This window comes from Halogeometricum limi (genome assembly GCF_900115785.1).
In the GTDB taxonomy this organism is placed as follows: Archaea; Halobacteriota; Halobacteria; order Halobacteriales; family Haloferacaceae; genus Halogeometricum; species Halogeometricum limi.
Map to the genome: position 1 here is coordinate 212014 of NZ_FOYS01000002.1, position 26756 is coordinate 238769.

Sequence of the window (26756 nt, forward strand, 5' to 3'; positions counted from 1 at the left end):
ACCTTTGACTCCGCTCGATTCCGTACAGGTATGCACGGCCGCGCAGTCGCCCTCGGTGCCGGGACGGTTCTGAACGCACTCGCCACGGGCGTCGGGTCCGCGTTCGCTATCGACGCAGAGACGACTGCGACCGTCGAACTCGACGACACCGACGCGGTTCGCGGGTCGGTCGCCGAAGACGAGGACGCCGACACGCGCCTGATAGAGCGCTGCGTCGAACTCGCCGTCGAGCGATACGGCGACGACGACTACGGCGGCACCGTCCGCACCGAGAGCGACCTGCCGATGGCCGCCGGGTTGAAGAGTTCCAGCGCCGCCGCGAACGCCGCGGTGCTCGCCACCGCGGACGCACTCGGCGTCGACCCCGACAGAGAGGAGGCGTGTCGGCTCGGAGTCAGAGCGGCCCGCGACGCGGGCGTGACGGTGACGGGCGCGTTCGACGACGCCTCGGCGTCGATGCTCGGCGGCGTGACGGTGACGAACAACGCCGAGGACGAACTGCTCTCCCGGGACTCGGTCGAGTGGGACGTCCTCGTCTGGACGCCCCACGAACGCGCCTACAGCGCCGACGCCGACGTCGACGCCTGCGCGAACGTCGCGCCGATGGCCGAACTCGTCGCCGAACTCGCCTTAGACGGCCGGTACGCCGAGGCGATGACGGTCAACGGCCTCGCGTTCTCGGCGGCGCTGGACTTCCCCACCGACCCCGCCGTGGAGGCGATGCCTCACGCGGCGGGCGTCTCGCTCTCGGGGACGGGACCGAGCGTCGTCGCCGTCGCGGAGAGTGAGAGCGGTGCGCTGGACCCCGTCCGCGACCTGTGGGGCGACCGACCGGGGGCGACGTGGCTGACGACGACGCGAAACGACGGAGGACGAATCCGATGACACAGAACGAGACACGACCCGAAGAGATGGACCTGGACGAACTGCGCGAAGAGATAGAGGACATCGACCGCGGCATCGTCGAACTCATCGCGCGGCGGACGTACGTCGCCGACACCGTCGCGCAGGTGAAAGCCGAGAAGGACCTGCCGACCACCGACGAATCCCAAGAGGAGCGTGTGATGGAACGCGCAGGAAAGAACGCGGCGCACTTCGAGGTGGACTCGAACCTCGTGAAGGCCATCTTCCGGTTGCTCATCGAGATGAACAAGGTAGAGCAGCGGGAAAGCAGGTAGTAGGGACCCGGACGTCCCGTTTACGCACCTGTATCTACGGAGCTAACGAGTACAACATCGGCCTCGAGTCACTGGACGGGACCCTCCTGCTGGGCCCCGACGCAACCGTCGGTCGGTCGACTGCCTGACTCATCGACTGGCGGGGCTCGACTGGCGACTCACGAGTCAGGGACGCCAGCGGTATCGAGTCCCTGCCGAGGGGCCTCGACAAGACGGTCGGATTGCGACCGTATTCCGTTCAATCAGATGTCGTTCAGTGGCCAACATCCCCTGACGCAGAATCGCTGTTCGTGGACAACCGCGAGCGGCACGCGACGACGAGTTTCGATTTCGTACACGAACTGATACAACCCTGGAGCCTCCCTAGTAGTGTATGGAGATGAATCACGTCTGTCGCGGGTCCGGTGAACCGTTACTCTTGATCCACGGACTGGGCGGGAGTTGGCGGACGTGGACCCCCATCCTCGACGGGTTGGCCGCCGAACGGGAAGTCGTCGCAGTGGACCTCCCGGGTCACGGGGAGACGCCGGCGCTCTCCGGTGAAGTATCCATCGACACCCTTGCCAATGCCGTCACTTCGTTTCTCGATGCGAACGACCTCGCCGGCGTCGACGTGGTCGGCAACTCGATGGGAGCGCGACTCGTCCTCGAACTCGCGCGCCGCGGGGAGGTCGGCACAACCGTTGCACTCGATCCCGGTGGGTTCTGGAAGGGGTGGGAGCGGTACTTCTTCTACGCGACGCTCGCCCCCTCGATACGTCTCGTTCGCCTCCTCCAACCCGTGATGGACCGGCTGATGGGGAGTGCCGTCGGTCGGACCATGCTCCTGATTCAGCTCTCGGCACGGCCCTGGGACCTCTCCGCCGAGGTCACACGGGAGGAGATGCGGACCTTCGCCGACTCGCCGTCGTTTGACGAACTACTTCGTCGGTTGGCGTTCGGCCCGAGCCAACCGGGGACGGACTCCACACCGGGATCGGTCGTAATCGGATGGGGGCGCAAGGATCGAGTTACCCTGCCCAGGCAGGCAAAACGCGCGCTGGACAGGTTCCCCAACGCTCAGTTGTACTGGTTCGAGGACAGTGGGCATTACCCTCATTGGGACGCTCCCGACGAGGCGACCGAACTAATCCTTACGAGCACTGCGAACGACGAGTGAACACAACTGTTCGGACGCGAGAGAGATGAACGATCACCAACTACCACAGAAGGGATACTTGGATACCGGAAAAGTACACGCGACCGTGTTACGTGAGTTATTGAACTGAACAAGGCCGAGCAACGCGAGTCTAGATAGCACTAAACGGATGTGAGTCGGCGTTTCATTCCCGATTCAGATGTGGTGTTCCGGTTTGGGCCTTCCTCTGGTTCTGACCGATGATTGGCCAAGGATTAACGTCGGACGCCGGCATCGATTACGTACTCGAATCGGAGGGCGTGGTGGCGAATTTCTCCTTTACGGGCCTCTTCGTCGGACTCGTGGTTGTAGTCTCGACTCACAATGTGGTCCGGCAGTGAGTCGAATCAAACTCACTCCTCGTCGGTCGGTTCCAACTGGATTCTCGACACGTCGATGTCTTCGTAGTCTTTCTCTGACGAGAGTACGTCCATGCCTCGCGTCTCCGCTGTCGCCGCGTGGAACGCATCGAACGGTGTCATCCCTTCGTCGTAGTAGTTGACTCCCTTCAGGACGATTTGTTTCTCTTCTTCGTCTCGCACTGGGACGAGTTCGAGCAGGTTCGCCACCAGCGGAACGAAGTCGAACTCGTAGCGTTCGCGGGCGAGGACGAGTTCGAGATACGAGAACGCCGACGTTTCGACCTCGTATTTATCGAGTGCTTCTTCCGTCGACCCCTGCAACCAATCTGAATCTTTGGCAAGTGCGAGTAAGAAGTCCGTCTCGACGTACACCGTCATCTATCGCTATCCTTCTCTCCGGCGTTGGCTTTCGCCTCCGATTCGACGTTTTCTCGAATCTCCTCGATGGACGCATCACGGAGGCCACCTGCCGCCTCTTGGACTGCAGCGAGCGGGTCGTCTGCGACCGGGATGAGTTCGATTCTATCTTCGTACGTCACGATGTGATACTTCTCACCGTACTTCTTCCGTACCTCTTTGGGGATGTACAGTCGCCCCTGTCGGTCCGTCTCTGCTGACATAGGATAGACTACGATGGCACGAGAGTTGAACGTTACCACTAGATATATCTCTATGGTACGGAGTGTGACTCGTGACAACCCATGATAGACTTCACTGTCCTGAACAAGGCCGAACAGGGTGAGAACCGATAGTTCGAGGTGGTGTTTGGTGACGCGTACCGACCGACAGCACGTCACTCCCTCGTGACCTGTCAACGATAACTCTTGGAACCCTTATGCTCCGCCGTCGCTACGGCTGAGTAGCCATGAGCGAGTCAGGGGAACGCTCTCACGGGTATACCCCGAGAGACTACGACGAAGATAGTGCGGCGGACGAGGCGTACCAGACGTGCGTGTCGTACGCCGTCGAACACACCCCTATCCGCCGCGAAGACACTGTCGTCGACGTGGGGACCGGAACCGGAATCGTCGCCTTCGAACTCGCACCGAACTGCGAACGCGTCCTCGGGCGCGACGTCAACGACGAGTGGCTTCGATACGCTCGGCAGAAGGCGACGGAGAGAGGCGTTGAGAACGTCTCGTTCGGCCACGGGTCGTTTCGGGAACCGAACGTGGACGAGGCGGTGGACGTGGTCGTCGCGAGTTACGCGCTCTACATGGCGTACGACGAGGGCGGCGAAGAGGAGTTGCGGGCCGCAATCGAAGGCATCTCGTCGCTGAATCCCCGCCATCTCGTCGTCGCCGACAAGATGTTCTTCGGGCCAGCGGAACCCCGCGGCGACTACGAGAGACTCCCGCAGATGGGAACTGTCGCGAATCTGCTCGCCGATGCGGGCTTCACGCTCACGGACGTGGAAATCGTCAGTGGCTCCGTGGGCGTCCTCGTCGCTTCTCGAACGACTGGATAGGCAGACGGACAGGCCACAGCATACGCGGCGACGACGTTCCCTCGCTGGCCCCCTTCCGTGGGAGTTCCGGAATCCGGTCGAGGATATGCACGAGGCGAGCGAAGGTGCGCTCGAACGACTGCCGCGCCGTCGCCCGCTCTCACGACCGAACGCACGTTCGCGAGTCTCTCTTCCTCGTCCGCCGACTCCGCTTCGTCGCCGCCCCGTGAGTCGTCGCTCGCTCCCGCTACGCACGTATTTGTCCCCGCGCGTCCTCTCTCTAGTGGGGGTGTGAGTATGCAACCGAAAGCGACTCGAAGCGTCGAGCAAACCGTCCGAGCGTACGTCGGACTCTGGAACGACAGGGCGTACGACGATATCTCGGACCTCGTCTCGACGTCGTTCGTCATGGTCGAATCCGGTGCACCGGGGAGAGAAGTACGCGGCAGAGACGGCCTGAAGTCGCTCGTCGAGCGCTACGCGACGGGGTTCCCCGACTTCGAGTTGACGATAGACGAACTCGTCGTCGGCGACGGCGTCGCGATGTTCGAAGGTACGTTCCGCGGGACGCACGACGGCGTGTTCGACGGCGTTGCGCCGACCGGACGGCCCGTCGAAATCGGGTACGCCGACGCGCTGACGGTCGAAGACGGGCGAATCCAGCGCGAACGGGTGTACTACGACCCGAGGGAGATGAGCCGTCAGGTTGGTCGCGAGAACGACTGACCGGAGACGGGTGCGGCCGACCGGTCCCAGAGCGACTCCGCTTTCGGACCCGATCTAACACGTATCAGTCTCTCTTGATGCCGAGACGATGCGTTCTCTTCTTTGCGATGGCACGAGCACAGTACCCAGGAGACGAGGGCGCGGTTCCGTTCGTCCGCCGCGCCGACGAGGGGGACCGGTTCAACATGTTCGGCGGCCTGACGTTCGTCAAGGCCACCGGCGAGGAGACGGCCGGTGCGTACGGACTCATCGAACAACGGGCGAACGCCGGAATGCAGACGCCGTTGCACGTCCACCACGCCGAGGACGAACTGTGGGTCGTCGTCGACGGCCGCCTCTCCGTCCACGTCGACGGAGAGACGATGGACGTGGGGCCGGGCGACGTCGCGTTCGGACCTCGTGGAAAGCCGCACGCCTTCCGCGTCGAGGAGGACGCGAGCAGATACTACATCGTCCGGAACGCGGGCGGCGAGTCGTTCTTCGAGGCCGTCGGCGACCCGGCACACGACCTCTCGCTTCCGGACCCGACCCCGACAGACGCGCAACTCGAACGGCTGAACGACGTGTTGGAGACGTACGAACTGGAGATTCTCGGGCCGCCGCCGTTCGAGGCGTAGTCTCCCGAACGGGACGTTCTCCCGCCCAAACGAGTGGAGGTAGAGTGATGACGGCGACTAACGTACGTTTACTGATAGCTCGTGCCACGCGCGAGGGCTGTCGATGCAGGGGTGAGAACATGTCAACGATAGAATCGGAGGCGGAGAACAGAGCGGTCGTACGGCGAGAGATAGACGAGGCGTGGAACGGAGACGACCTGGACGTTCTCGACGAGTTGTACGCCGAGAGCGTGGTCGTCGGAACGAAGCGAACGGGTTCGGAAGGTCCCCTCGTGGGACGTGAGGACATCAAATCGGTCCACGCGGAGTGGGACGAGGGATTCCCGGACGCGAGCGCCGAGGTGAACGAACTGGCGGCCGACGGAGACGTGGTCTTCGTCTGGTGGACGCTCCGCGGGACTCACCGCGGAACGTTCCGGGGCGTCGAACCGACGGGCAACGAGATAGCCGTGGACGGGTTCTCGTTCCGACGCCTCCGCGACGGGCGCGTCGTCGAACTGAAGGACGCGGCGAGCATGGCGACGCTCGTCGAGCAACTCGGTCTCGAACTCCCACTGGGGTGAGGTGGGCGTCGAGACGCCGCTTTTTCCTGCACGTTCATGCCCTCAGCGCGCGTCTTCTCCCCGATGCCGACGGTTCGAACGGACGACATAGACACCTACTACGAACGACGCGGGGACGGCCCCGCGATAGTGTTCGTCCACGCCTCCATGCTGGACCACTCGCTGTGGGACGCGCAGGTCGAGGCGCTGAGCGACGACTACACGACCGTCGTCTACGACGTTCGCGGGCACGGGATGACCGGCGGTTCGTCGGCGGCGAGGTACTCCGTGGCGCGCTACGCCGACGACCTGCGTGCGCTTCTCACCGCGCTGGAACTGGACCGTCCCGTCGTCTGCGGCCTCTCGATGGGTGCGATGGTCGCCCAGACGTACGCGGCACAGTACCCCGAGGACGTCTCGGGGGTGATACTCGCCGAACCGTTCACCGCACCCTTCGTCGGGGCGGGCGATTGGCTGCTCCGTCGCGTGGTTCTGAACGCCCTCGTCCTCCCGGTTCGGCTGTTCGGCCTCGAACGCGTCGAACGGGCCAACGTCTGGCTGACGGAGCGATTCGCTCCCGGTTCCGGCGGCGACTACGACAACGTCCAGCGACTCCGAGACTCCGGACCGTCGATGGCGACGGCCGAGTTCGCCAAGGTGGCGAAGTCGATGGCCCGGTTCCACGAGGAGTCCGTCGACCTCTCGGCGATACGGGCTCCCAGCCTCGTGCTGTTCGGTGAGCACGGCCTCCCGGCCGTCAAAGCCCACGTCGCCCGGTTGGCGGCGTCGCTCTCGGACGTGGACGTCGACGAAGTTCCCGGCGCGGGACACGCCTGCAACCTCGACGACCCGGAGTACTTCACCGCGAGCGTGCGACGGTTCCTCGAAGCGGTGTCTCGTCCGACCGAGGACACCGAGGTGGACGCCGACCCGTCGGAGTAGCGAACCTCGCGGCCGTCACACGCGGCGGTCCTCTCGGTTCGAGTCCGCCGCGTCGTCGACCGACCGGTCCGCGTCGACCACTTCGGAGAACACGAGGCGGTAGCCGTCCGGGTCAGTGAGAACGAGTTCGCGGGTGTTCCACGACGTCTCGTACGGCCCCTCGCCTCCCGAGACGGCGGCGTCGGCTACCCGTTCGGCCACGTCGTCGACCGACTCGCCGTCGAGGGTGAGATAGACGGCGACACCGCTGCCGCGCGGTGTACCGGTCGTTCCGGAGACGAGCATCACGTCGGCGTCCGCTCGGTACCGAAGATGCGCCATCTTGGGACTCTCTGACACCGTCTGGAAGCCGACCGCACGGTACCACGCCACCGAGGCGTCGAGGCGGCCGACGGTCAGTCGGACGAACAGTGAAGTCGGGTACGTCTCCGTCACCGAAGGGTCCATGAGGGACAGACGTGAGTCCCGACGATGAAAGTGATTCATGAATGGACTGACACGAACTGTTTTATAGCCGTTCGTGATAGTCTGCGTATGCGTACGAAACTCGCCGTCGGCGTCGGCCTCCTCGTCGCGGTCGGAGGCGTCGCCTCGGCGGTGACGACCGGTGCCGGACCCGCCGAACTACTCATGTGGACGGTCGTCGCCCTGATACCGGCCGCTATCGTCGCACTCGGGGGCGTCCCGTCGGGGTACTCGTCGGTGGACGACGACCGGGAAGAACCGACCGACTCGTAGCCGACAGGCCCCTTAGTCAACCGACCGACTCGTAGCCGACGGGCCCCCTATCCGACTCAGTCGGCGCCGTCGTACGACGCCACCAGCGAGTCCAGCGCGTCGTGCCGTTTCGTCGTGTGCGGTGCGGTCAGCGGTGACACCGACACCCGGCCCTCGACGACGGCGCGACGGTCGGTGCCGTCGGGGTCGGGGAAGTCGCTCTCGCGCATCCGTTCCCAGACGCCGTCGTGGAGCGTGATTCGGCCGTTCTCGCCGTCGTGACGCGCGGTCATCTCGTACATCGTCGACGGCGTCGTGACCTGCAGGGGGACGGGGCCGTCGCCGTCGACCATCGGGGCGTTCACGTTCAGGTACTCGGCCTCCTCGAAGACGCCCGCAGCAGGCGCGTTCTTCGCGAGATACGTCGCCGCCGCCGTCGCGTGGCGGTAGTCGTGGACGTCCTCGGCCTTCTCGGACCACGGCACGTCGCCGTCGCCGGGGACGTACAACGAGACGGCTATCGCGGGGACGTCGAAGAACGCGGCTTCGACGGCGGCGCTCACGGTTCCGGACCGTCCGAGGACGTACGCGCCGAGGTTCGCGCCCTTGTTACATCCGGCGACGACCATGTCGACGTCCGGACAGAGGGCTTCGAGACCGACGACGGTGCAGTCGGCGGGCGTCCCGTGGACGGCGTACCCCCACTCGTGTTCGGTCACGTCCACGTCTCTGGACAACTGTCGTCCCACCGCGCTCTGGTCGTCGGCGGGGGCGACGGCCGTCACGTCGGCGAACCCGTCGAACGCCTCGTACAGCGCTCGAAACCCCGTGCTGTCGATGCCGTCGTCGTTCGTCAAGAGGATAGAGAGCGAATCGCTCATGTGCTTCGGTACGGCGGACCGCGCAAAGGTGTACCGCTCGCGGCGGTCTGTCGTCGGCCGCGGCGGACGGTCCTCACCGACTCGTCCGCGACCGAATCGTCTGCACCCGTCCGTCTACCTCCGTCCGTCTGCGACCGACCGGCGTCCGACCGTCACGCCACTCGGTCGACGACAGTCTCCGCGTCCACGACGAGGTTGTACGCGCCCTCGTCGTCGTTCCACAGACAGAGCACGTTCTCGAACGCGATGACGTCGCCGTAGTCCGCGCGGGCGACCCACTCGTTCAGCGAGTCGCGCTTCGTCAACACGGCGTAGTGTTCGACCTGCTCGCTCCCGTCGCCCACCTTGAACAGCGGGTTCGACCCCTCGCGTTCGGCGAGGTTGTGGCTCAGTTTCACCGCGAGGAGGTCGATGCGGTTCGTGACGTGCCGTTCCATCTCGGCCATCTTCGCGTACCGGCCGGCGTCGGCCGTCACGTCGAGGCGGCGTTTCCCGTCGTGCCGGAGGACGAACGAGGAGAACTGCACCGTCTCGTTCGTGAACGTGCCGTCGCCGGGTTGGCGACTCTCCGTCGCCTCGCCCGCCTCGTCGAGTCGCGTCTGGAACGGCGGCGCGGCGACGTCCTCGCCCACGTCGAACGACCACCCGTGGTCCGACGGGGCGTACCCGGGCCACAGACGGAGCGTCGGCGAGTAGACGGTCACGTCGCCGTCGGCGGGGGCGAGTTCGCGTTCCACCTCGCGGAGTTGCATGCTGGTGTTCAGGTCCGCCGGCGCGATGCCGACGAACGACCCGTCGTCGGCGACGGCGTCGAGGTACCGGTCGGCGACGGCGACGGGGTCGTCCAACTCCGAGAGGACGTTCGCGAAGCAGACGAGGTCGAACCCCTCGCCCTCGGGGAGGACCGACTCGGGGTCGAACGCCTCGGCCGTCTCGCGGTGGACGGTGGTCCGGAACGTCTGTCGGGTCTCCGAGAGGACGTGTTCGAGGACGTCCGCCGATGCGGAGGGTTCGACGGCGTGGTACTCGACGAGACTGTCGTCGGGCAGGTAGTCGTGGAGGCCGAGGGCGGGGCCGCCGGTGCCCGCGCCCACGTCGAGGACGCGGAGGACGCGCGGCAACAACCCGCGCTCCGCGATGTCGTCGAGGACGTAGCCGACGGCAGCGTAGTAGTCCGGCAGGTGGTAGATGCCGTAGCCGAGGGCGGCGTCGCCGTCGTAGGCCACGTCGTTCTGGTAGTAGTAGTCAGTTTTCAGACGTCGAATCGCCTCTCTGAGCGTGTCTCCAGAGTCGCCGCGGTGCCAGTTCACGCCGTATCGCTCGACGAGGAGGTCCTCGAACCGGAAGGCGTGGTCCTCGGGGAACTCGGTCGGTCGCCAGTCGCGGAACGGCGCGGGGTCGTCGGGGACGGGGACGAACGTGCCGTCCTCGCGTTCGACCAGTTGGAGGTCGAACGCCTCCTCGCGGAGTGCCTCGCGGACGACGGCGGGGTGTGGCGTCCCCTCGATGTACTCACAAATCTCCTCGGGGTCGATGGGCCGAACACTTCGCAGATACTTGGCGTTCGACCGCACGGCGTCTCTGTCTATCATCGTTGGTCTGACTCCTCGTCTCCTGCGGCCTCGTCTCTCGCGTCGTCGCCTCTCGCATCCTCGTCGCCCGCGTTCCCGCCTCTCGCGTCGTCGCCTCCGTCTCGCACGCTCGCCTCGCGGTAGAGTCGCTCGAACGCCTCGGCGTCCGCGTCGGCGAGTTCGGCCGCGGCGTCGGCGACTCGGTCCGCGCCCGCGAACGACTCCTGTATCTCCCGGTAGACGCGTGGCGTTCCGCCCGTCACCGTCCGGACGAGGGCGTCGAGGGCCTCCGAGACGGGCGTGGCGAACTCGTCGCGCACGTCGTCGGCCGCGAGCGCGTACGCGAGGACGGCGGCGTGAGCGCTCGATTGCACCGTCTCCATCGCCTCGTCGTGTTCGGCGGCCGTCGTCTCGAACACGCGGTTTCCGGTCGCCGAGAGGGCGTCGCAGACGCGGTTCGTCACCGGCCCCTCGGCGTCGCGGACGGCGGCGACGTTGCCCGGCGCGTTCGCCGCGGCGAAAAGTGGGTGGAGACTGAGGCGCTCTCGGTCGGGCGCGGCCGCTCGCATCGCGCGAACTGGCGTCTCCATCACGCCCGTCACGTCGAACACGGCGCGTTCGGCGTTCGGCGCGTGGTCGTCGACGGCCTGCGCGACGGCCGAGATGGGAACGGCGAGGCAGACGGCGTCGAACGTCTCGTCCGAATCGAGCGGCACGGCTCGGCCGTCGTGGGCCGTCGCGGCGACCCGCGCGGCGTCCGAGTCGCGGTCCGCGTACGCAACGTCGAACTCGCGAGCGAGCGTCGACCCCACCCAGCGACCCATCTCACCCGCGCCGACGACGAGTACCTCCATCGCCGCCGACTACGCGCCGAGACCGACAAAAGGGGTTCGGTGGCCGCGTCGCGCCCGACCCACACTCGCCCGCTGTCGCATGAGGAAACGTGAAGTATCCGGCCGCGGTAGGTGAGCTATGGACGAGAATAAACTAGACGGGCGTGTAGCGTTTATCACCGGGACGAGTCGCGGTATCGGGAGAGCGTTGGCGCTCGAACTGGCCGACGCGGGCGTGAAAGTCGTCTCGACGGGCAAGACCGTCGAGGAGAAGGAGACGCTCCCGGGAACCATCGTCGAGACTACAGAAGAGATACGCGAGGCGGGGGGGGAGTCCATCTGGCGACAGATAGACGTCCGCGACGAGGAGTCCGTGCAGGCGGCCGTCGACGACACCGTCGAGGAGTTCGGCGGCATCGACTTCGTCGTCAACAACGCCGGGGCCATCCACATCGCGCCGTTCGAGGAGACGCCGCCGAAGCGGTTCGACCTCCTGACGGACGTGAACGTGCGCGGGACGTACGTGACGACGCAGGCGGCCCTGCCGCATCTTAGAGAGAGCGACCACGCGCACGCCCTCGCGTTCTCGCCGCCGGTGACGAACCCGTCTCGGCCGGGAATGGCCGCCTACGCCGTCTCGAAGTACGGGATGACCGTCGTGATGCAGTCTCTCGCACAGGAACTCGCCGGCGACGAGATAGGCGTGAACAGTCTCTGGCCCGTCGCGGCCGTGGAGTCGGAGGCGACGCGACACTTCGGGATGGGGTCCCCTGAGGATTGGCGGACGCCCCAAATCGTCTGCGACGCCGTGACCGAACTGCTCTCTCGGGACCCCACGGAGTGCACGGGCAACGCGTTCTACGACGAAGACGTCCTGCGCGAGGCGGGCGTCGAAGACTTCGACCGGTACAACGTCGTCGAGGGGTCGGACCCCGGACCGACGTCCGCGCAGTTGTTCGACCCCGAGTACGAACGACCGACGTAGGTCGCGCGGCGGCTCCGAATTTCAATTTTGATAGTTGGCACCGTAGAACTATATGGCTCGGTTCTCACTGCGCACCTGGGGAATGCACGCGGACGGAGAGCTGTGAGTGGGCGACCACGACTTCTCCAAGAAATTATGTTCTCTGACTCCCTTCGAGGTTCGGCGACCTGACTACGTAATATCCCATTTAGGAGCAGTATAACGGCCGCATAGTTCGTTATTGGTCGCTGACTAGTGCGTAGATTTATAGTGGTCTGGACAGATGTTCCTGGTGATGAAATTCCCCTCGGTCCCCGGGCGAACCACGGACGGTCGACGAGTCCACCTCCCCGTCGACTTCGAGGGGGAGCAGACGCTCGTCGTTCTCAGTTTCCACCGGCGTCAGCAGTCGCTCGTCGACTCCTGGCGCGGGTTCGCGAAGGAACTCCGCGAGAAGTACGACCACTTCGACTACTACGAACTCTCCGTCACGGGTGGAAACAGTGGGATGCTCCCACCGACGACGATGGGCGGCCTCGCTCCCTCCAACGCTCGCAACCGCCTCGACGAGAACACAGTGTTCGTGCCCGTCGACAAGAACGCCTTCCAGCGCCGCCTCGGTATCGTCGGCGAACAGACGATATACGCCTTCCTCGTCGAGGACGGCGACGTCGTGAGACAGGCGGCGGGCGTTCTGACACCGAAGACCGCAGAAGCTCTCGAATCGCTCCTCTCGGAGTACGAGACTGCACAGAGCCGATGGTCCGAACTCGGCAGCGAGTCCGTCGAAGAGCAGTCAGAGAGCTGACCGGACGGCTCAGACGACCAGTTTCACCGGGTACGACGTCAGGTTCTCGTAGCCGTCTTCGGTCACCACGACGATGTCCTCGATACGAACCCCGCCGACCGACGGGTCGTACAGTCCGGGTTCGACCGTGACGACGTGTCCGGGCTTCAGTTCCTCACCGCCCGGCGCGATGCGCGGTAGTTCGTGGACGTCCAGTCCGACGCCGTGTCCCGTCGAGTGGATGAACCCCGTCTCCGCCGTCGGGTTCGCTCGCAGGGTGTCGTGTCCGGCCGCCTCGTAGATGTCGCACACCACGTCGTGCACTTCCTCGCCCGTCACGCCCGGTTCGAGGGCGTCGAGGGCGGCGTCTAACGCCTCGTGGGTCAGGTCGAACCACTCGCGAATCTCGTCGCTCGGGGCCCCCTTCACGAACGTCCGCGTCATGTCGGCGTGGTAGCCCGTCGTCTTCGAACGCGGGAAGATGTCGACGATGATGGCCTCGTCCGCGCGGAGGGGGCCGCTTCCTTGGTCGTGCGGGTCCGCGGCGTCGGCACCGCAGGCGACGATGGTGTCGTCCAGTCCACAGCCGTGCCGGAGCAACGTCACCTCTATCTCCTCTTTCACCCGTTCGCTGGTCAGCGGTTCGCCCTCGTAGACGAGGACGCCGTCGTCCACCTCGGCGGCGACGAGGAGGTCCTCTGCGGCCCGCATCGCCTCCTCGTTGGCCGCCTGCGCGTCGCGGACGTGTCGTCTCTCCTCCTCCGTCTTCGTCGCGCGAATCTCGGTCACGCGGTCGCTCTCCTCCGGGGTGACGGTCACGTCGCGTTCGCGGAGGCCGTCCGCGGGTCCGAGCGGGAATCGCTCGGGCGTCAGCACCGACGACACGTCGTAGTCGGCGAGGAAGGCGGCGTGGACGCGAGCCTTCGCCTCCGCTGGACCGTACTCCGCGCGGAGTTCTCGGTAGTCGTAGTCGGCGCTCCGGCGAACCTCGTCGGCCCGGCTCTGTTTCTTCGCGCGGCCGTACTCCAGCGCGGAGACGAGAAGGACCGTCCGTTCGGGCGTGTACAGCGTCACGAACGGGTCGTGCGCGTCGAATCCGGAGAGATACTTCTGCGTGGAGTTGTGACTGGTGTCGTCGACGAGGTAGCCGTCGGCGTCTTCCTCGGCGAGGAGGTCGTCGAGACGGGAGAAGTCCGGGTCCATGCGACGGGGTTCGCCGCGATGCTTGATAAGCGTCCGCGTCGCGGAACGGACGCCGGGACGCGTCGGGGGAATCCTCGCCGCGTCCGGTACCCTCATGCCCACCCCCACGCCAACGAGATGCATGGACGTCACCATCTCGCCGTCGCGCGTCGAAGGGCGCGCGCGTGCGCCGCCGTCGAAGAGTTACACGCACCGAGCCATCCTCGCCGCGGGCTACGGTGCCGAGGCGACCGTACTGAACCCCCTCGTGAGCGCGGACACGAAGGCGACGATGCGCGCCGTCGACGCGTTCGGCGGCGAGACCGACCTCTCGGCGGACGAGTCGCGCCTGACCGTCGCGGGGTTCGACGGCCGCCCCGACGTCCCCGACGACGTGGTGAACTGCGAGAACTCCGGGACGACGATGCGTCTGGTCACCGCCTGCGCCGCCCTCGGCGACGGTCTGACCGTCCTCACCGGCGACGACTCGCTCCGCTCGCGTCCACAGGGTCCGCTTCTGGAAGCCGTCTCGGAGTTACACGGACGCGGCGAGTCCACCCGCCGGAACGGGCAGGCACCCCTCGTCGTCGGCGACGGGATGACGGGCGGAACCGTCTCCATCCCCGGCGACGTCTCCTCGCAGTACATCACGGCGCTCCTGATGGCCGGCGCGGTCACCGACGAGGGCATCGACATCGAGTTGGAGACGGAACTGAAGTCCGCGCCGTACGTGGACATCACGCTCGAACTGCTGGCCGACTACGGTATCGAGACGACGACGACAGACGAGGGGTTCTCCGTCCCCGGCGGGCAGTCGTACGACCCCGCGGGCGGCGAATACGAGGTGCCCGGCGACTTCTCCTCTATCTCGTACCTCCTCGCCGCCGGTGCCGTCGCCGCCGCGGACGGCGAACGGGTGGTCGTCGAAGGCGCGCGGCCGAGCGCACAGGGCGACTCCGCCATCGTCGACGTCGTCCGCGAGATGGGCGCGGACGTGGCGTGGGACCACGACGCGGGCGAACTCACCGTCTCGCAGGCGTCGCTCTCCGGGACGACCGTCGACGTGGGCGACACGCCGGACCTCCTGCCCACCATCGCCACCCTCGGGGCCGTCGCCGACGGCGACACGGTCATCGAGAACTGCGAGCACGTCCGGTACAAGGAGACCGACCGCGTGCGCGCGATGGCCGAGGAACTCGGAAAGATGGGCGCCGAGGTGACAGAAGAGGAGGACCGCCTGACGATTCACGGCGGCCGGACCGACCTCGCGGGCGCGACGGTGGACGGCCGGCACGACCACCGAATCGTCATGTCGCTGGCCGTCGCCGGACTCGTCGCCGACGGCGAGACGACGGTGACGGGGGCCGAACACGTCGACGTGTCGTTCCCGAACTTCTTCGAGACGATGGCGTCGCTCGGCGCGTCGGTCCAGCGGTCGTAGTCGGGCGTCGGTCGCCGACTCGTCACCCGTCCGTCGCCGACTCGCCGACCGACCGTTCGCCGCCTGAGTCGTCGCCAGTCGCGGCCACTCAGTCGCGCGTCGCCTCGGCCGTCGACCGCTCGCCGGTGACGCCCGTTCGGCGGACAACGGCGTCCACCCACCAGAGTTTCAGCCCCATCGCCGCCGCCGTCCCGAGCACCGTTCCCCGTCGGTCGCGCCTGACGGCGGAGACGACGGCGTACAGCGTCGTGGGGGCGTTGAGCAGGTTGAGGACGTTCGGGTACGACGGCCCCATCGTCCCGTTGCCCGCGGCCAACCACTCGCGTTCGGCGAGGACGATGCGGCTGAGGTACGAGTCCGTCCGCTTCGGCGGCGGGAACAAGACGGGGTTGAGGACGACGAACAGGAGCGTCGCAGCGAGGAGTCGGGCGTCGCGGCGGTAGATGGCGGTCATCAGCGCCGGGAGCAGGACGAACCGCGTGCCCACGCTCCACGGGTTCGCGTGTCGCTCCCAGAACGCCTCTTCGAGCGTCTCCCGGAGCGTCTCCGGTGGTGTGGTCATACGGACGGGTACGGCCACCCGAAGTATAGTAACTCCCCGCAGACCGACCCTCGCCCGACGCGCGACGGCGCGCGTCGGGCGAGCGAACCTCTCGGTCCCCACCTCGCTCTCGGGTCCCCACGATTGCGGCTTTCTGCAACCTCTAAATGTCCGCGCCACAGAGCGACGAACATGAACGGTAATCGTTTCGGCCGCCTGTTTCAGGTGACCACGTACGGTGAGAGCCACGGGGACGCGATGGGCGTCACCGTCTCGGGGTGCCCGGCCGGACTCGAACTCGACGCGGACGACGTGCAGAAGGAACTGGACCGGCGAAAACCGGGGCAGTCGATGATAACCACCTCCCGCGGCGAACCCGACGCCGTCGTCCTCAACTCCGGGACCCAAGACGGCTACACGACGGGGACGCCCATCGGGATGGTCATCGAGAACAAGGACGCGCGGTCGGGCAAGTACGAACCGTACGTGACCGCGCCGCGTCCGTCTCACGGCGACTTCACCTACTCGGCGAAGTTCGGGACGCGAAACTGGGGCGGCGGCGGGCGGTCCTCCGCGCGCGAGACGGTGAACTGGGTCGCCGCCGGCGCTATCGCCGGGAAGATTCTCGACGAACACGACGTGCAGGTGAAAGCGCACGTCAACCAGATCGGCGACGTGGAGGCGCCGCCGGTGACGTTCGAGGAGATGCTCGAACACACGGAAGAGAACGACGTCCGCTGTGCGCACCCCGAGACCGCAGACCGGATGATGAAGAAGATAGAGCAGTACCAGAAGGAGGGCGACTCCATCGGCGGGTCCATCTACTTCGAGACGCGCGGCGTCCCCCGCGGACTGGGCGCACCGCGGTTCGACTCCTTCTCGGCGCGACTCGGACAGGCGATGATGGCCATCCCGGCGACGACCGGGTTCGAGTTCGGTCTGGGCCGCGAGGCGCGCGAGTGGACCGGCAAGGACCGAAACGAGGACTGGACGTTCTCCGAAGAGGGCGACCCGGTTCCCGTCGGCAACAAACACGGCGGCATTCAGGGCGGAATCACCACCGGCCAACCCGTCTTCGGCGAGGTGACGTGGCACGCGCCCACCTCCATCCCGAAAGAGCAGAAGACGGTCGACTGGGAGACGGGCGAGGAGAAAGACATCCAGGTCGTCGGCCGGCACGACCCCGTGTTGCCGCCGCGGGCCGTCCCCGTCGTCGAGGCGATGCTCAACCTGACCGTCGTGGACTTCATGCTCCTGGGCGGGCACATCAACCCCGACCGGATGGACGGACAGGTGGGTCAGTACGACACCGACTACCACCCTCGCAGTCCGGACAACGAATAGCCGCCTCTCCGACCGAGGGTTCACTCGGAGACGGATACAGACGCACCCCCTTCACGCGACGGAGAAGTTCACGTCTGTCCAATTATCTCCCCCTCTCGGAGGAACCTCCTATGGATATTAGGTCCTTCATCATCTTTCCTTGTTAATCCATAGCAAAGGCTTTAATCAAGTCCTCACGAAAATATCCGTTAGTGGCCCACACGGGCCTGAGTTGAAGATATGACTAACGACGAACTTATCTGGCGCATCGCAGGCGGTTCTGGGGACGGTATCGCCTCGACGAGTCAGAACTTCGCAAAGGCCCTGATGCGGTCGGGGCTCCACGTATTCACGCACCGTCACTACCCGTCGCGCATCCGCGGCGGCCACACGTACACGGAGATTCGCGCCTCCGCCGACCCCGTCAAGTCCCGCGGGGACGGTTACAACTTCCTGCTCGCGTTGGGTGACTCCTTCGCTCGGAACCCGCAGGAGAACGCGTACTACGGCAACGAGGAGATAAAACCGCTCTCGGAGAACCTCGACGAACTCCGCGAGGGCGGCGTCATCATCTACGACTCCGGTCTCCTCGACGCCAGCGAGATAGAGGACTTCGACGAACGCGTCGAAGAGAACAACTGGCACGTCTACGACCTCGACCTGCGCACGATGGCCCGCGAACACGGCCGCGAAGTCATGCGCAACACGGCCGGCGTCGGCGCGACGTGCGCACTCGCCGGCATCGACACCGAGTGGATCGAGGAACTCATGGAGGACGCCATGCCGGAGAAGATTCTCGAACCCAACCTCGAGATTCTCCACGAGGCCTACGACATGGTCTCCGAGGACTACGACGTGGACGCCCACGACGTGAAGGTCCCCGAGGGCGAACACGACGAGGAACAGGTGCTCCTCTCCGGGTCCGACGCCATCGCGTACGGCTCTCTCGACGAGGGCTGCCGCTTCATCGCGGGCTACCCGATGACGCCGTGGACCGAAGTGTTCACCATCATGTCGCAGAACCTGCCGGAGGTCGGCGGCATCTCCGAACAGGTCGAAGACGAAATCGCGGCGGCGGCACTCGCCATCGGTGCCTCCCACGCCGGCGTGAAGGCCATGTCCGGGTCGTCCGGCGGTGGCTTCGCGCTGATGTCCGAACCGCTCGGCCTCGCCGAGATGACCGAGACGCCGGTCGTCCTCGTCGAAGCCATGCGCGCCGGCCCCTCGACGGGGATGCCGACGAAGCCCGAACAGGGCGACCTCGAACACGTCCTGTACACCTCGCAGGGCGACTCGCACCGCGTCGTCTTCGCGCCCTCGGGCGCGGAGGAAGCCTACCGCCAGACGCGGCAGGCGTTCAAGATCGCGTACGAGTACCAGATTCCCGCCATCGTCCTCTACGACCAGAAGAACGGTGGGGAACTCCAGAACATCCCGGCCAGCGTCTTCGACGAGGAGCCGAACGGTGACCTCGGTTCGGTCCTCTCCGAAGAGGAACTCGCCGAGGCGTCCCACGACGCCTCCGGGAAGTTCAACCGCTTCCAGCACGACGTCGAGGACGGCGTCAGCCCGCGTTCCATCCCCGGTCAGAAGGGCGGCCGCTACCTCGCGACGGGTAACGAGCACATGCCCGCCGGTCACATCGCCGAAGACCCGGACAACCGCGTCTTCCAGGTGAACCGCCGCATGCAGAAGCTCGAGGCCATCCGCGCGGAACTCGACGGCTCCGACGTGCCGAACAACACGCACTACGGCCCCGAGGACGCCGACTACGGCCTTATGACGTTCGGCTCCCAGCAGGGAACCGTCGAGGAAGCCGTCGACCGACTCAACGAACGGGGCCACTCCGTGAAAGCGCTCGGCGTCAGCGAGATGGCTCCGTTCCCGGTCGACCAGGTGTCGGAGTTCTTAGAGAGCGTCGACGAATGTCTCGTCGTCGAGATGAACGCCTCGGCGCAGTTCCGCGGCCTCACGCAGAAGGAAGTCGGCCGCTTCGGCGAGAAGATGTCGAGCCTCCTGAAGTACAACGGCAACCCGTTCGAGCCCGAGGACATCACCGAAGGCTTCGTCACAAGCATCGTCGAGGATGGAGAGCTCTCCAGCCACGAGACCAAGTTCGTTCCCGCAGCGAGTGACTAACCAATGAGCGCATTCAACGCAATCGGCGAAAACGTCGAACGAGACCGCAACGAGTACACGCCCGGCCTCGAACCCCAGCCCACGTGGTGTCCCGGCTGTGGTGACTTCGGGGTCCTCAAGGCCCTGAAAGGTGCCGCGGCGGAACTCGGCCTGTCGCCCGAGGAGATGCTCGTCACCACGGGCATCGGCTGCTCGGGCAAACTGAACAGCTACTTCGAGAGCTACGGCTTCCACACCATCCACGGCCGTTCGCTCCCCATCGCGCGCGCCGCGAAGCTCGCGAACCCCGGCCTGACCGTCGTCGCCGCCGGTGGCGACGGCGACGGCTACGGTATCGGTGGCAACCACTTCATGCACACCGCTCGTGAGAACCACGACTTCACCTACATCGTGTTCAACAACGAGATCTTCGGCCTGACGAAGGGGCAGACCTCGCCCACGTCGCCGAAGGGTCACAAGTCGAAGACGCAGCCTCACGGCTCCGCGAAACAGCCGCTTCGACCCCTCTCGATGTCCCTCAACTCGGGCGCGTCGTACGTCGCCCGCACCGCCGCGGTCAACCCGAACCAGGCGAAGGACATCATCGTCGAGGCCATCCAGCACGACGGCTTCTCGCACGTCGACTTCCTGACGCAGTGTCCGACGTGGAACAAGGACGCAAAGCAGTACGTCCCGTACATCGACATCAACGAGTCCGAGGACTACGACATCGACATCACCGACCGCAAGTCCGCCGCGGACATGATGTTCGAGACCGAGGACGCACTCCACGAGGGCACCGTCCTCACCGGTCGGTACTACCACGACGCGGACCGACCGTCCTACCAGCAGGAGAAACAGCAGATCGGCGAGATGCCCGAGGAACCGCTCGCAGAGCGGTACTTCGACGAGGACTACGAGTGGGAGCGGACCCACGACCTGTTCCTCGACAAGCACAAGTAACGGCCCGAACGCGGCCGTTCGCGGCCGCAATCGCGGACCGGCACGCTGTTTTCTGATTCGGAAGATATTTTTTCGGTGAAGCAAAAGACAGAGCCATGGAAGCCACCTCCACGGAGGGACGTATCCTCGCCGTCCTCGAACAGGATGCGCAGGCGTCCTACGCCGAGATCGCCGACCGGGCGGGCGTCTCGAAGCCCACGGTCAGAAAGTACATCCAGAAACTGGAGTCCGACGGCGTCATCGTCGGCTACTCGGCCGACGTGAACCCGAAGAAACTCTCCGGACAGTCCATCGCGTTCGTCGGCATCGACGTGGCGTCCGAACGCTACGTCGAGGCGACGCGCGCGCTGAAATCGCTCGACGACGTGGAGTCGCTGTACTCCTCGTCGGGCGACCACATGCTGATGGCCGAGGTGCGCGCCGCCGACGGCGACGCCTTGGGCGACGTCATCGCAGAACAGATTCTCTCTATCGAGGGCGTCACCGCCGCGCACCCGTCGTTCCTGCAAGAGCGACTGAAGTAATCGAACCGCTGTCTCGTCCCACGCTGCCCCACCCTGTTGCATCCCATCCGCCCCGCCTGCCCCCTCCGACCTGCTTCGCCCACCCGTCTCGTCTCTCCGTTCTCTCCCCGCCGCGCATCACTTTCGCCCCGCTTTGCGAACACTAACGAGTCTGCACCGCCCACGGTCTGGTGATGGCGGGAGAGACGCTCCCTGGCGTGGCGCGCGAGGACGACTCCGACTCGCGTATCGTCCTCCACGTCGATATGGACTGCTTTTACGCCTCCTGCGAACGCCTCCGCGAACCCGAACTCGTCGGCGAGCCCCTCGTCGTCGGGATGGGGTACGAGGACGGCGAGTCGTTCGGGGCCGTCGCCACCGCGAGTTACGAAGCCCGCGAGTACGGCGTCGAGAGCGCCCAGCCCATCTCGCAGGCGCTCGAACGCCTCCCTCGCATCGACGCCGCCGCCGCCGCCGCCGACGAACCCGCCGGCCACTACCGCCCCGTCGACATCGAGTTCTACAAGTCCGTCGCCGGCGAGGTAAAGGAGATTCTGCACGACTGCGCCGACGTGGTGCGGGAGGTGAGCGTCGACGAGGCGTACCTCGACGTGACCGACAGCAGTTCCTGGCGGACCGTCGACGGCGAGGACCGAACGCTCGCGGAGGGCGTCGGCCGCTACCTCAAACAGCGCATCCGCCGCGACGTCGGCGTCCCGGCGAGCGTCGGCGTCGCGCCCAACATGTCCGCGGCGAAGGTGGCGTCCGACTACGACAAGCCCGACGGGTTGGTCGTCGTCCCGCCGGGGTCGGTTCGGTCGTTCCTCGAGTCGCTCCCCGTCACGGAGGTTCACGGCGTCGGCCCCGTGACGGCGCGAAAGATGGGCGAGATGGGTATCGAGACGGCGGGCGACCTCGCGGTGGCGGACCCGGCCGCGTTGGAAGACCGGTTCGGGTCGCGCGGCCGAGAACTCCACGAACGGGCCCGCGGGAACGACGACAGAGAGGTGACGCCGACGGGGCGTCCGAAGAGCCTCTCCCGGGAGTCGGCGTTCGCCGACGCGACGGACGACCACGAGGAGAAATCACAGGTCGTCGCCGCACTTGCCGCGGACGTCGCCGAACGGGCGCGGAGCCGCGGCGCGATGTACCGGACCATCGGAATCAAGGTCGTCGTCCCGCCGTACGAGGTGAACACGCGAGCGCGGTCGCTGTCGGGACCCGTCGACGACCCCGAACTGGTCCGAGAGGTGGCACTCGACCTCCTCTCGGAGTTCGAGTCGGACGCGGCGCGGAAAGTCGGCGTCCGCGTCTCGAACCTCTCGTTCGCCGACACGGACCAATCGCGTCTCGACGGATGGGAGGGGGCGGATGCGACGAGGGACGAGAGCGGAAGTACCGGTGCGAGACACGACGACGAGGTGACCGACGACGCGGGCGCGTCACGGCAGCAGCGCGAGACACAACCCTCGCTCGGTGACTTCAGCGGCGACTTCGGCGGCGACTGAGTCGGAGCGGCGACTACTCCGAGGGCCCGTTCCACGTCACGACTTCGACGCGCGCGCCGCCGTCCGTTCCGGTCGTTGCGGTGACCTGCCAGCCGTGCGCTTTCGCGATGTCGTGGACGATGGCGAGACCGTACCCGGTTCCGTCTTTCGCGGTCGTGTATCCGCGGTCGAACACCGCCTCTCGTTCCGACTCGGGAATCCCCGGGCCGTCGTCTTCGACGTAGAACCCCGCGCCGTCGTCGAGTCGACCGACCGAGATTGTCGGGCCGGCGCGCGGGCCGTCGTCCTCGCTCGAATCGTGCCCGTGTTCCACGCAGTTCCGCAGGAGGTTCTCCACGAGACGGACGAGACGGACCCGGTCACACCGCACGTCGCCGAGTTCGTCCGAGACGTCGAGCGTCGCGTCCGGAGCGTCGACGGACGCCCACGCCTCCTGCACCGCGTCGGCGACGTGGACCGGTTCCCGGTGGAGGACCGTCGCGCCGCCCCGAGCCAACGAGAGCACGTCGTCGACGATGTGCTCGATGCGGTCGAGGGCGTCGGCGACGGTGTCGAGTCGGTCGTCGTCGCCCGTCTCTCGCGCGAGTTCGAGGTTTCTCCGGGCGACGTTCAGCGGGTTCCGGAGGTCGTGACTCACCACCGAGGCGAACTCGTCGAGTCGTTCGTTCTGTCGTTCGAGTTCCTCGACGGCCTCCTTTCGCTCGGTGATGTCGCGGGAGACGCCGACGAGTCCGACGACTGTTCCCTCCTCGTCGTGCCACGGGACCTTCGAGGTGAGGTTCCACTGTTCGCGAGACGGGAGGTACTCCTCTTTGTCGAGGATGGACACGTCCCCGTCGAGGACGCGCCTGTCGTCTTCGGAGGCCGCGGCCGCCGCCTCGTCCGAGACCAACTCTTCGCCGAGTTCCGTGTCCCGCCGCCCGACGAGGTAGTCGGGGTCGTCGACGAACGCCGAACTCACCCGGAGATGTCTCCTCTCGGCGTCTTTGACGAAGATGTGGACGGGGAGGTTCTCGAACAGCGAGTTCAGTATGGTCTCGGGGTCTCCGAGGTGGTCGTCGTGGCCGTCGTCCGCGCGGCCATCGGCGCGGCCGTCATCGGCGCGGCCGTCATCTGCGCGGCCGTCTTTTGCGCGTCGGTCAGCGACGGCGCGTCTCACCGCGTCGGCGAGGAGTGGCCACTCGGCCCCGTTCGCGCGGGGGATAACGTCCGTCGCGCCCGCCTCGAAGGCGGCGGCGATGCTCTCCTCGTCGGGGTCCGAGACGAGTGCGACCACGCTTGTGACGTCGCTCTCGGCGGCCCGCCGAATCTCTCCGAGTGCGCCGGCGACGACGAGGCAGTCGAACGATTCCGCCTCCACTGTCGCCGGCGCGACCCGTTCGACGCGCAGCGACAGTCTCTCGGTCAGTTCGTCGGCGACGGTCGAATCGAATCGGTCGTCCGCGCCGACGACGCCGACTCGGGGGTGGCCGTTCTGGACTCCTGTCACACGTACTCGCGGGTGGGGATGCGGCCTCTTAAATCAGTAGGGGGCGTTCGCCTCCGAGTCTCGACCGTCGGTCGCGTGTCGGACGCGAGGGGAGGAACTATGAGGCGGGGCGCTGAGAAACCGATAGATGACGGAGGATACGGAGACTATCACCGTCGCGGACGTACGCGACGGCGTGGGGGGAGACGCGAACGCCGACCCGGGGACGCCGGTGGACCTCCCCGTGGTCGACATTCTGACCGGTCGCGGGTTCGTCACCGGCAAGTCCGGGTCGGGGAAGTCGAACACGGCGTCGGTCATCATCGAGAAACTGCTGTCGAACAACTTCCCGGTGCTCATCGTCGATACCGACGGCGAGTACTACGGGTTGAAAGAGCAGTTCGAACTCCTGCACGCCGGCGCGGACGACGAGTGCGACATCCAGGTCAGCCCCGAACACGCCGAGAAACTGGCGCATCTCGCACTCGAACAGAACGTCCCCATCATCCTCGACGTCTCGGGCTACTTGGACGAGGACGACGCGCAGAAACTCCTCACCGAGGTGGCGAAGAACCTCTTCGCGAAGGAGAAGAAACTGAAAAAGCCCTTCCTCATGCTCGTCGAGGAGTGTCACGAGTACATCCCGGAGGGCGGCGGGATGAACGAGGCGGGCAAGATGCTCATCAAAATCGGCAAGCGAGGGCGGAAACACGGCCTCGGCATCGTCGGCATCTCGCAGCGACCGGCCGACGTGAAGAAGGACTTCATCACCCAGTGCGACTGGCTCTGCTGGCACCGACTGACGTGGAACAACGACACGAAAGTCGTCGGGCGCATCCTCGGGTCGGAGTACGCCGACGCAATCGAGGACATGGGCAACGGCGAGGCGTTCCTCGTCACCGACTGGTCCGAGTCGATTCGACGGGTGCAGTTCCGAAAGAAGAACACGTTCGACGCGGGCGCGACGCCCGGACTGGACGACTTCGAACGGCCCGACCTGAAGTCCATCGACGGCAACCTCGTCTCGGAGTTGCAGGGTATCTCCGACGAGAAAGCCCGCCGGGAGAGCGAACTCGCCGACCTGCGACAGGAGTTAGAGAAGAAGGAGGCGACGATTCGCGACCTGAAACGGGAGTTAGAGGAGGCCCGCGACCTCTCGCGGATGGCCGACCAGTTCGCGCAGGCGATGTTCCAACGCGGCGAGTCGCCGTACCGCGGCGGGCAGGGACGGAACCTCAATCGGCCGACGGAGAAACAGGCCGCGCTCGGCGAGTACGACGCGTCGGCGGCGAGTGCGGAGGGTCCGACGCCTGAAACCCTCGAACCAGACGGCGACACGTCAGGCGAAGGCCGGACCGACACCGGGTCGGACGGCGACAGAGAGACGGAGGAAGAAGACGCCGTCACGGCCGCGGCCGCCGACGCCTACCCCGGACTGGACGCGTCGGTCGGCGAGGTCGGTGCCGACACGGACCCGGCCGTCGCCCCCGAACGCGCGCACCGCGAACTCGCGGGCGTCTCCGGCCGAGAGGACGTGATAGAGCGTCTCACGAGCGTCGTCGACGCCCTCCCGCCGGTGTCGCGCCGGATGCTCGCGTTCTACCGGGAACTGGACCGCTCGTGCGACCCGGTGGACGCGCACGTCGCGGCGGGCGCGGTCGGCGACAGACAACTCGCGTACAGTCGGAACGCGCCGCTTCGCAGAGCCGAGTTCGTCGAACACGTCGGTCGCGGCCGGTACGCCTACGCCCTCCCCGAACTCGTCCGCGAGACGTTCGCCGACAGACTCGACGACGACGAACTCGCCGCCGTCGTCGCCGCCGTGGAGTCGTCGTTCGTCGTGGAGACGGGCGGGGCCGAGGAGACGGCCGAGCGAGACGAAGACGCCGCCGAAGCGGACGACTGACCGACAGTCGTGTTCGACGGACCCCGTCGCTCGGCGGTGCTCGGTGCCGAGACGGTGCTTCTCGTTCTCGGTTTCAACTTCGCGGAGTTCACGATGCTTCCGTGGACGTTCCCCGAGTACGGTCCGCTCGCGACGTTCTCGTTGGCCGTAGTCGGCGGTCTCGCGGTCCTCGCCGGCGTCGTCGCCGCACCCTTCTCACTCCGGCGAGCGAAGTCGCTCGTCGCGTTCGGCGCGGTATCACTTGCCGGATTCGTCCCGACGTACTTGCTGTTCGGATGCGTGTTCTACGGGTGTGTGGGCGGTGTCTGACCGCGACGAGAGAAGAGTGGAGACCGTCTGTCGACGCCGGACGCCTCACCTTACAGCGGTGCGACGAGGTCTTCGAGTGCCGCCCGGGGGTCGTCGGCCTTCGCGACGCCGGAGGCGAGGAGGATGCCCGTCGCGCCGAGGTCACCGGCGGCGGCCACGTCGTCGCCCGAGGAGATGCCCGCGCCGCAGAACACGTCGACGTCCTCGTCGACGTTCGCGGCGGCGGCGACGGCGTCTTCGACGATGTCGGGGTCGGCCGTGGAGACGGAGACGTCGCCGCCGATGAGTTCCGGCGGTTCGACGGCCACCGAATCGGGGCCGAGTGCGGCGACGGCACCGATCTGCGCGGGGTTGTTCGCGCAGACGCACGTCTCCAGTCCGGCGCGTTCCGCGGCGCGGACGGAGCCGTCAATGTCGGCGAGTTTCATGCGCTTCTCCGAGTGGTTGACGAGCGTTCCCTCCGCTCCAGCGTCGGCGACGGCTTCGGCGAGCGTGCTCCCGGTGTGACTGCCGTAGTCGTTCGGGTCGACGTGCTGGGCCCACGTCTCGACGCCCGTCTCGGCGACGCGGCGAACGTCGGCGGCCTGCGGGGAGACGGCGATGCGGACGCCGGATTCCTCGGCGACGTCCTTCGCCGCGGTCGCTACTTCGATGGGGTCGCACGGGTACGCTTTGAGGTTGACGAGGATGAACACGAGAACGAGTACTCGGTCCCGAGCAAAATAAGTTGAGCATCCCCCCTCGTATTTA

General features: G+C 66.3%; 29 protein-coding genes. 19 read left to right on the top strand and 10 right to left on the bottom strand.

Annotated elements, in window-relative coordinates; genetic code table 11:
- Window positions 1–30: 30 nt before the first annotated feature.
- The 3 genes from BM282_RS05950 (at window position 31) to BM282_RS05960 (ending at window position 2337) form a co-directional block, all read left to right on the top strand.
- On the top strand, window positions 31–885 hold the full coding sequence (locus BM282_RS05950) for a shikimate kinase (protein WP_089877935.1): 855 nt from the start codon (window positions 31–33) through the stop codon (window positions 883–885).
- Entirely contained in the window at window positions 882–1178 is a 297-nt protein-coding gene (locus BM282_RS05955) for a chorismate mutase (protein WP_089877938.1), read from the top strand. Before BM282_RS05950 ends, BM282_RS05955 begins: the two co-directional genes overlap by 4 nt.
- Window positions 1179–1551: 373 nt before the next feature.
- A complete protein-coding gene (locus BM282_RS05960) occupies window positions 1552–2337 on the top strand; it encodes an alpha/beta fold hydrolase (RefSeq protein WP_089877941.1) in 786 nt (261 codons plus the stop codon).
- Window positions 2338–2708: 371 nt separating this feature from the next.
- Here BM282_RS05960 and BM282_RS05965 read toward each other — a convergent pair whose 3' ends face one another.
- Window positions 2709–3095: a PIN domain-containing protein gene (locus tag BM282_RS05965; protein ID WP_089877944.1), complete on the bottom strand. Its 387-nt coding sequence runs from the start codon at window positions 3093–3095 to the stop codon at window positions 2709–2711.
- The gene (locus BM282_RS05970; protein WP_089877947.1) at window positions 3092–3337 is read right to left on the bottom strand and encodes an AbrB/MazE/SpoVT family DNA-binding domain-containing protein; all 246 of its coding nucleotides are present in this window, start codon (window positions 3335–3337) and stop codon (window positions 3092–3094) included. The genes BM282_RS05965 and BM282_RS05970 overlap by 4 nt, the downstream gene beginning before the upstream one ends.
- Window positions 3338–3582: 245 nt before the next feature.
- Between BM282_RS05970 and BM282_RS05975 the strand changes: the two genes are divergently transcribed.
- The 5 genes from BM282_RS05975 to BM282_RS05995 all read left to right on the top strand — a co-directional run bounded on the left by BM282_RS05975 (window position 3583) and on the right by BM282_RS05995 (window position 6991).
- Window positions 3583–4185 (top strand): class I SAM-dependent methyltransferase, encoded by a 603-nt coding sequence (locus tag BM282_RS05975; protein ID WP_089877951.1) that lies wholly within the window; start codon window positions 3583–3585, stop codon window positions 4183–4185.
- 276 nt (window positions 4186–4461) lie between these two features.
- The gene (locus BM282_RS05980; RefSeq protein ID WP_089877954.1) at window positions 4462–4890 is read left to right on the top strand and encodes an ester cyclase; all 429 of its coding nucleotides are present in this window, start codon (window positions 4462–4464) and stop codon (window positions 4888–4890) included.
- A 107-nt stretch (window positions 4891–4997) separates the two neighbouring features.
- The gene (locus BM282_RS05985; RefSeq protein WP_217642688.1) at window positions 4998–5507 is read left to right on the top strand and encodes a quercetin 2,3-dioxygenase; all 510 of its coding nucleotides are present in this window, start codon (window positions 4998–5000) and stop codon (window positions 5505–5507) included.
- Window positions 5508–5626: 119 nt separating this feature from the next.
- Complete coding sequence (locus BM282_RS05990) at window positions 5627–6070, top strand: ester cyclase (RefSeq protein ID WP_089877957.1); 444 nt, start codon at window positions 5627–5629, stop codon at window positions 6068–6070.
- 63 nt (window positions 6071–6133) lie between these two features.
- Window positions 6134–6991: an alpha/beta fold hydrolase gene (locus BM282_RS05995; RefSeq protein WP_089877960.1), complete on the top strand. Its 858-nt coding sequence runs from the start codon at window positions 6134–6136 to the stop codon at window positions 6989–6991.
- Between the two features lie 15 nt (window positions 6992–7006).
- On the opposite strand, the gene BM282_RS06000 is transcribed toward BM282_RS05995, so the two are convergent.
- Window positions 7007–7438: a VOC family protein gene (locus tag BM282_RS06000; protein WP_175501407.1), complete on the bottom strand. Its 432-nt coding sequence runs from the start codon at window positions 7436–7438 to the stop codon at window positions 7007–7009.
- A gap of 87 nt (window positions 7439–7525) precedes the next feature.
- On the opposite strand from BM282_RS06000, the gene BM282_RS06005 reads away from it, so the two are divergent.
- Window positions 7526–7729 carry a hypothetical protein gene (locus BM282_RS06005; protein ID WP_089877965.1) on the top strand — a complete coding sequence of 68 codons (204 nt, stop codon included), beginning with the start codon at window positions 7526–7528 and terminating at the stop codon, window positions 7727–7729.
- A gap of 56 nt (window positions 7730–7785) precedes the next feature.
- Here the strand turns inward: BM282_RS06005 and surE are convergent, their stop codons facing one another.
- The 3 genes from surE to BM282_RS06020 all read right to left on the bottom strand — a co-directional run bounded on the left by surE (window position 7786) and on the right by BM282_RS06020 (window position 11014).
- Window positions 7786–8589, bottom strand: coding sequence for a 5'/3'-nucleotidase SurE (gene surE / locus BM282_RS06010; RefSeq protein ID WP_089877968.1), 804 nt, complete (start codon window positions 8587–8589; stop codon window positions 7786–7788).
- Window positions 8590–8741: 152 nt separating this feature from the next.
- Window positions 8742–10181 carry a small ribosomal subunit Rsm22 family protein gene (locus BM282_RS06015; RefSeq protein WP_089877971.1) on the bottom strand — a complete coding sequence of 480 codons (1440 nt, stop codon included), beginning with the start codon at window positions 10179–10181 and terminating at the stop codon, window positions 8742–8744.
- On the bottom strand, window positions 10178–11014 hold the full coding sequence (locus tag BM282_RS06020) for a prephenate dehydrogenase/arogenate dehydrogenase family protein (protein ID WP_089877973.1): 837 nt from the start codon (window positions 11012–11014) through the stop codon (window positions 10178–10180). The genes BM282_RS06015 and BM282_RS06020 overlap by 4 nt, the downstream gene beginning before the upstream one ends.
- Before the next feature lie 118 nt (window positions 11015–11132).
- Between BM282_RS06020 and BM282_RS06025 the strand changes: the two genes are divergently transcribed.
- Both BM282_RS06025 and BM282_RS06030 read left to right on the top strand, forming a co-directional pair.
- Window positions 11133–11978, top strand: a complete 846-nt coding sequence (locus BM282_RS06025; RefSeq protein WP_089877976.1) for an SDR family oxidoreductase — start codon at window positions 11133–11135, stop codon at window positions 11976–11978.
- A gap of 274 nt (window positions 11979–12252) precedes the next feature.
- The gene (locus BM282_RS06030) at window positions 12253–12765 is read left to right on the top strand and encodes a hypothetical protein (RefSeq protein ID WP_089879439.1); all 513 of its coding nucleotides are present in this window, start codon (window positions 12253–12255) and stop codon (window positions 12763–12765) included.
- A gap of 9 nt (window positions 12766–12774) precedes the next feature.
- On the opposite strand, the gene BM282_RS06035 is transcribed toward BM282_RS06030, so the two are convergent.
- Window positions 12775–13947, bottom strand: a complete 1173-nt coding sequence (locus tag BM282_RS06035; RefSeq protein WP_089877978.1) for a M24 family metallopeptidase — start codon at window positions 13945–13947, stop codon at window positions 12775–12777.
- 121 nt (window positions 13948–14068) lie between these two features.
- Here BM282_RS06035 and aroA point away from each other — a divergent pair, with 121 nt between their 5' ends.
- Entirely contained in the window at window positions 14069–15367 is a 1299-nt protein-coding gene (aroA, locus tag BM282_RS06040; RefSeq protein ID WP_089877981.1) for a 3-phosphoshikimate 1-carboxyvinyltransferase, read from the top strand.
- Window positions 15368–15455: 88 nt separating this feature from the next.
- Here aroA and BM282_RS06045 read toward each other — a convergent pair whose 3' ends face one another.
- Window positions 15456–15929: a DUF6653 family protein gene (locus BM282_RS06045; protein ID WP_089877984.1), complete on the bottom strand. Its 474-nt coding sequence runs from the start codon at window positions 15927–15929 to the stop codon at window positions 15456–15458.
- Between the two features lie 171 nt (window positions 15930–16100).
- Between BM282_RS06045 and aroC the strand changes: the two genes are divergently transcribed.
- The 5 genes from aroC (at window position 16101) to dinB (ending at window position 22323) form a co-directional block, all read left to right on the top strand.
- Window positions 16101–17252: a chorismate synthase gene (aroC, locus tag BM282_RS06050; protein WP_089877986.1), complete on the top strand. Its 1152-nt coding sequence runs from the start codon at window positions 16101–16103 to the stop codon at window positions 17250–17252.
- A gap of 219 nt (window positions 17253–17471) precedes the next feature.
- Window positions 17472–19370, top strand: coding sequence for a 2-oxoacid:acceptor oxidoreductase subunit alpha (locus BM282_RS06055; RefSeq protein WP_089877988.1), 1899 nt, complete (start codon window positions 17472–17474; stop codon window positions 19368–19370).
- A 3-nt stretch (window positions 19371–19373) separates the two neighbouring features.
- Window positions 19374–20312 (top strand): thiamine pyrophosphate-dependent enzyme, encoded by a 939-nt coding sequence (locus tag BM282_RS06060; protein WP_089877991.1) that lies wholly within the window; start codon window positions 19374–19376, stop codon window positions 20310–20312.
- Window positions 20313–20407: 95 nt separating this feature from the next.
- A complete protein-coding gene (gene lrpA1 / locus BM282_RS06065) occupies window positions 20408–20836 on the top strand; it encodes an HTH-type transcriptional regulator LrpA1 (RefSeq protein ID WP_089877993.1) in 429 nt (142 codons plus the stop codon).
- Between the two features lie 173 nt (window positions 20837–21009).
- Window positions 21010–22323 carry a DNA polymerase IV gene (dinB, locus tag BM282_RS06070; RefSeq protein WP_089877996.1) on the top strand — a complete coding sequence of 438 codons (1314 nt, stop codon included), beginning with the start codon at window positions 21010–21012 and terminating at the stop codon, window positions 22321–22323.
- Window positions 22324–22336: 13 nt separating this feature from the next.
- Here the strand turns inward: dinB and BM282_RS06075 are convergent, their stop codons facing one another.
- Window positions 22337–23812, bottom strand: coding sequence for an ATP-binding protein (locus tag BM282_RS06075; RefSeq protein WP_089877999.1), 1476 nt, complete (start codon window positions 23810–23812; stop codon window positions 22337–22339).
- 127 nt (window positions 23813–23939) lie between these two features.
- Here BM282_RS06075 and BM282_RS06080 point away from each other — a divergent pair, with 127 nt between their 5' ends.
- Window positions 23940–25697: a helicase HerA domain-containing protein gene (locus BM282_RS06080; protein WP_089878002.1), complete on the top strand. Its 1758-nt coding sequence runs from the start codon at window positions 23940–23942 to the stop codon at window positions 25695–25697.
- 9 nt (window positions 25698–25706) lie between these two features.
- Complete coding sequence (locus tag BM282_RS06085; RefSeq protein WP_139229692.1) at window positions 25707–26006, top strand: hypothetical protein; 300 nt, start codon at window positions 25707–25709, stop codon at window positions 26004–26006.
- Between the two features lie 50 nt (window positions 26007–26056).
- Here the strand turns inward: BM282_RS06085 and tpiA are convergent, their stop codons facing one another.
- Window positions 26057–26701, bottom strand: a complete 645-nt coding sequence (gene tpiA / locus BM282_RS06090) for a triose-phosphate isomerase (RefSeq protein WP_089878007.1) — start codon at window positions 26699–26701, stop codon at window positions 26057–26059.
- Window positions 26702–26756 lie beyond the last annotated feature (55 nt).

Coding starts and splice junctions, on each gene's coding strand:
- BM282_RS06015 (WP_089877971.1), bottom strand. CDS start 10,181: ATGATAGACAGAGACGCCGTGCGGTCGAACGCCAAGTATCTGCGAAGT.
- BM282_RS05960 (WP_089877941.1), top strand. CDS start 1,552: ATGGAGATGAATCACGTCTGTCGCGGGTCCGGTGAACCGTTACTCTTG.
- BM282_RS05950 (WP_089877935.1), top strand. CDS start 31: ATGCACGGCCGCGCAGTCGCCCTCGGTGCCGGGACGGTTCTGAACGCA.
- BM282_RS05980 (WP_089877954.1), top strand. CDS start 4,462: ATGCAACCGAAAGCGACTCGAAGCGTCGAGCAAACCGTCCGAGCGTAC.
- BM282_RS06000 (WP_175501407.1), bottom strand. CDS start 7,438: ATGGACCCTTCGGTGACGGAGACGTACCCGACTTCACTGTTCGTCCGA.
- BM282_RS06055 (WP_089877988.1), top strand. CDS start 17,472: ATGACTAACGACGAACTTATCTGGCGCATCGCAGGCGGTTCTGGGGAC.
- BM282_RS05995 (WP_089877960.1), top strand. CDS start 6,134: ATGCCGACGGTTCGAACGGACGACATAGACACCTACTACGAACGACGC.
- BM282_RS06005 (WP_089877965.1), top strand. CDS start 7,526: ATGCGTACGAAACTCGCCGTCGGCGTCGGCCTCCTCGTCGCGGTCGGA.
- surE (WP_089877968.1), bottom strand. CDS start 8,589: ATGAGCGATTCGCTCTCTATCCTCTTGACGAACGACGACGGCATCGAC.
- BM282_RS05990 (WP_089877957.1), top strand. CDS start 5,627: ATGTCAACGATAGAATCGGAGGCGGAGAACAGAGCGGTCGTACGGCGA.
- dinB (WP_089877996.1), top strand. CDS start 21,010: ATGGCGGGAGAGACGCTCCCTGGCGTGGCGCGCGAGGACGACTCCGAC.
- BM282_RS06035 (WP_089877978.1), bottom strand. CDS start 13,947: ATGGACCCGGACTTCTCCCGTCTCGACGACCTCCTCGCCGAGGAAGAC.
- BM282_RS06060 (WP_089877991.1), top strand. CDS start 19,374: ATGAGCGCATTCAACGCAATCGGCGAAAACGTCGAACGAGACCGCAAC.
- BM282_RS06045 (WP_089877984.1), bottom strand. CDS start 15,929: ATGACCACACCACCGGAGACGCTCCGGGAGACGCTCGAAGAGGCGTTC.
- BM282_RS06080 (WP_089878002.1), top strand. CDS start 23,940: ATGACGGAGGATACGGAGACTATCACCGTCGCGGACGTACGCGACGGC.
- BM282_RS05975 (WP_089877951.1), top strand. CDS start 3,583: ATGAGCGAGTCAGGGGAACGCTCTCACGGGTATACCCCGAGAGACTAC.
- BM282_RS05965 (WP_089877944.1), bottom strand. CDS start 3,095: ATGACGGTGTACGTCGAGACGGACTTCTTACTCGCACTTGCCAAAGAT.
- lrpA1 (WP_089877993.1), top strand. CDS start 20,408: ATGGAAGCCACCTCCACGGAGGGACGTATCCTCGCCGTCCTCGAACAG.
- aroC (WP_089877986.1), top strand. CDS start 16,101: ATGAACGGTAATCGTTTCGGCCGCCTGTTTCAGGTGACCACGTACGGT.
- BM282_RS05970 (WP_089877947.1), bottom strand. CDS start 3,337: ATGTCAGCAGAGACGGACCGACAGGGGCGACTGTACATCCCCAAAGAG.
- aroA (WP_089877981.1), top strand. CDS start 14,069: ATGGACGTCACCATCTCGCCGTCGCGCGTCGAAGGGCGCGCGCGTGCG.
- BM282_RS06025 (WP_089877976.1), top strand. CDS start 11,133: ATGGACGAGAATAAACTAGACGGGCGTGTAGCGTTTATCACCGGGACG.
- BM282_RS05955 (WP_089877938.1), top strand. CDS start 882: ATGACACAGAACGAGACACGACCCGAAGAGATGGACCTGGACGAACTG.
- BM282_RS05985 (WP_217642688.1), top strand. CDS start 4,998: ATGGCACGAGCACAGTACCCAGGAGACGAGGGCGCGGTTCCGTTCGTC.
- BM282_RS06020 (WP_089877973.1), bottom strand. CDS start 11,014: ATGGAGGTACTCGTCGTCGGCGCGGGTGAGATGGGTCGCTGGGTGGGG.
- BM282_RS06030 (WP_089879439.1), top strand. CDS start 12,253: ATGAAATTCCCCTCGGTCCCCGGGCGAACCACGGACGGTCGACGAGTC.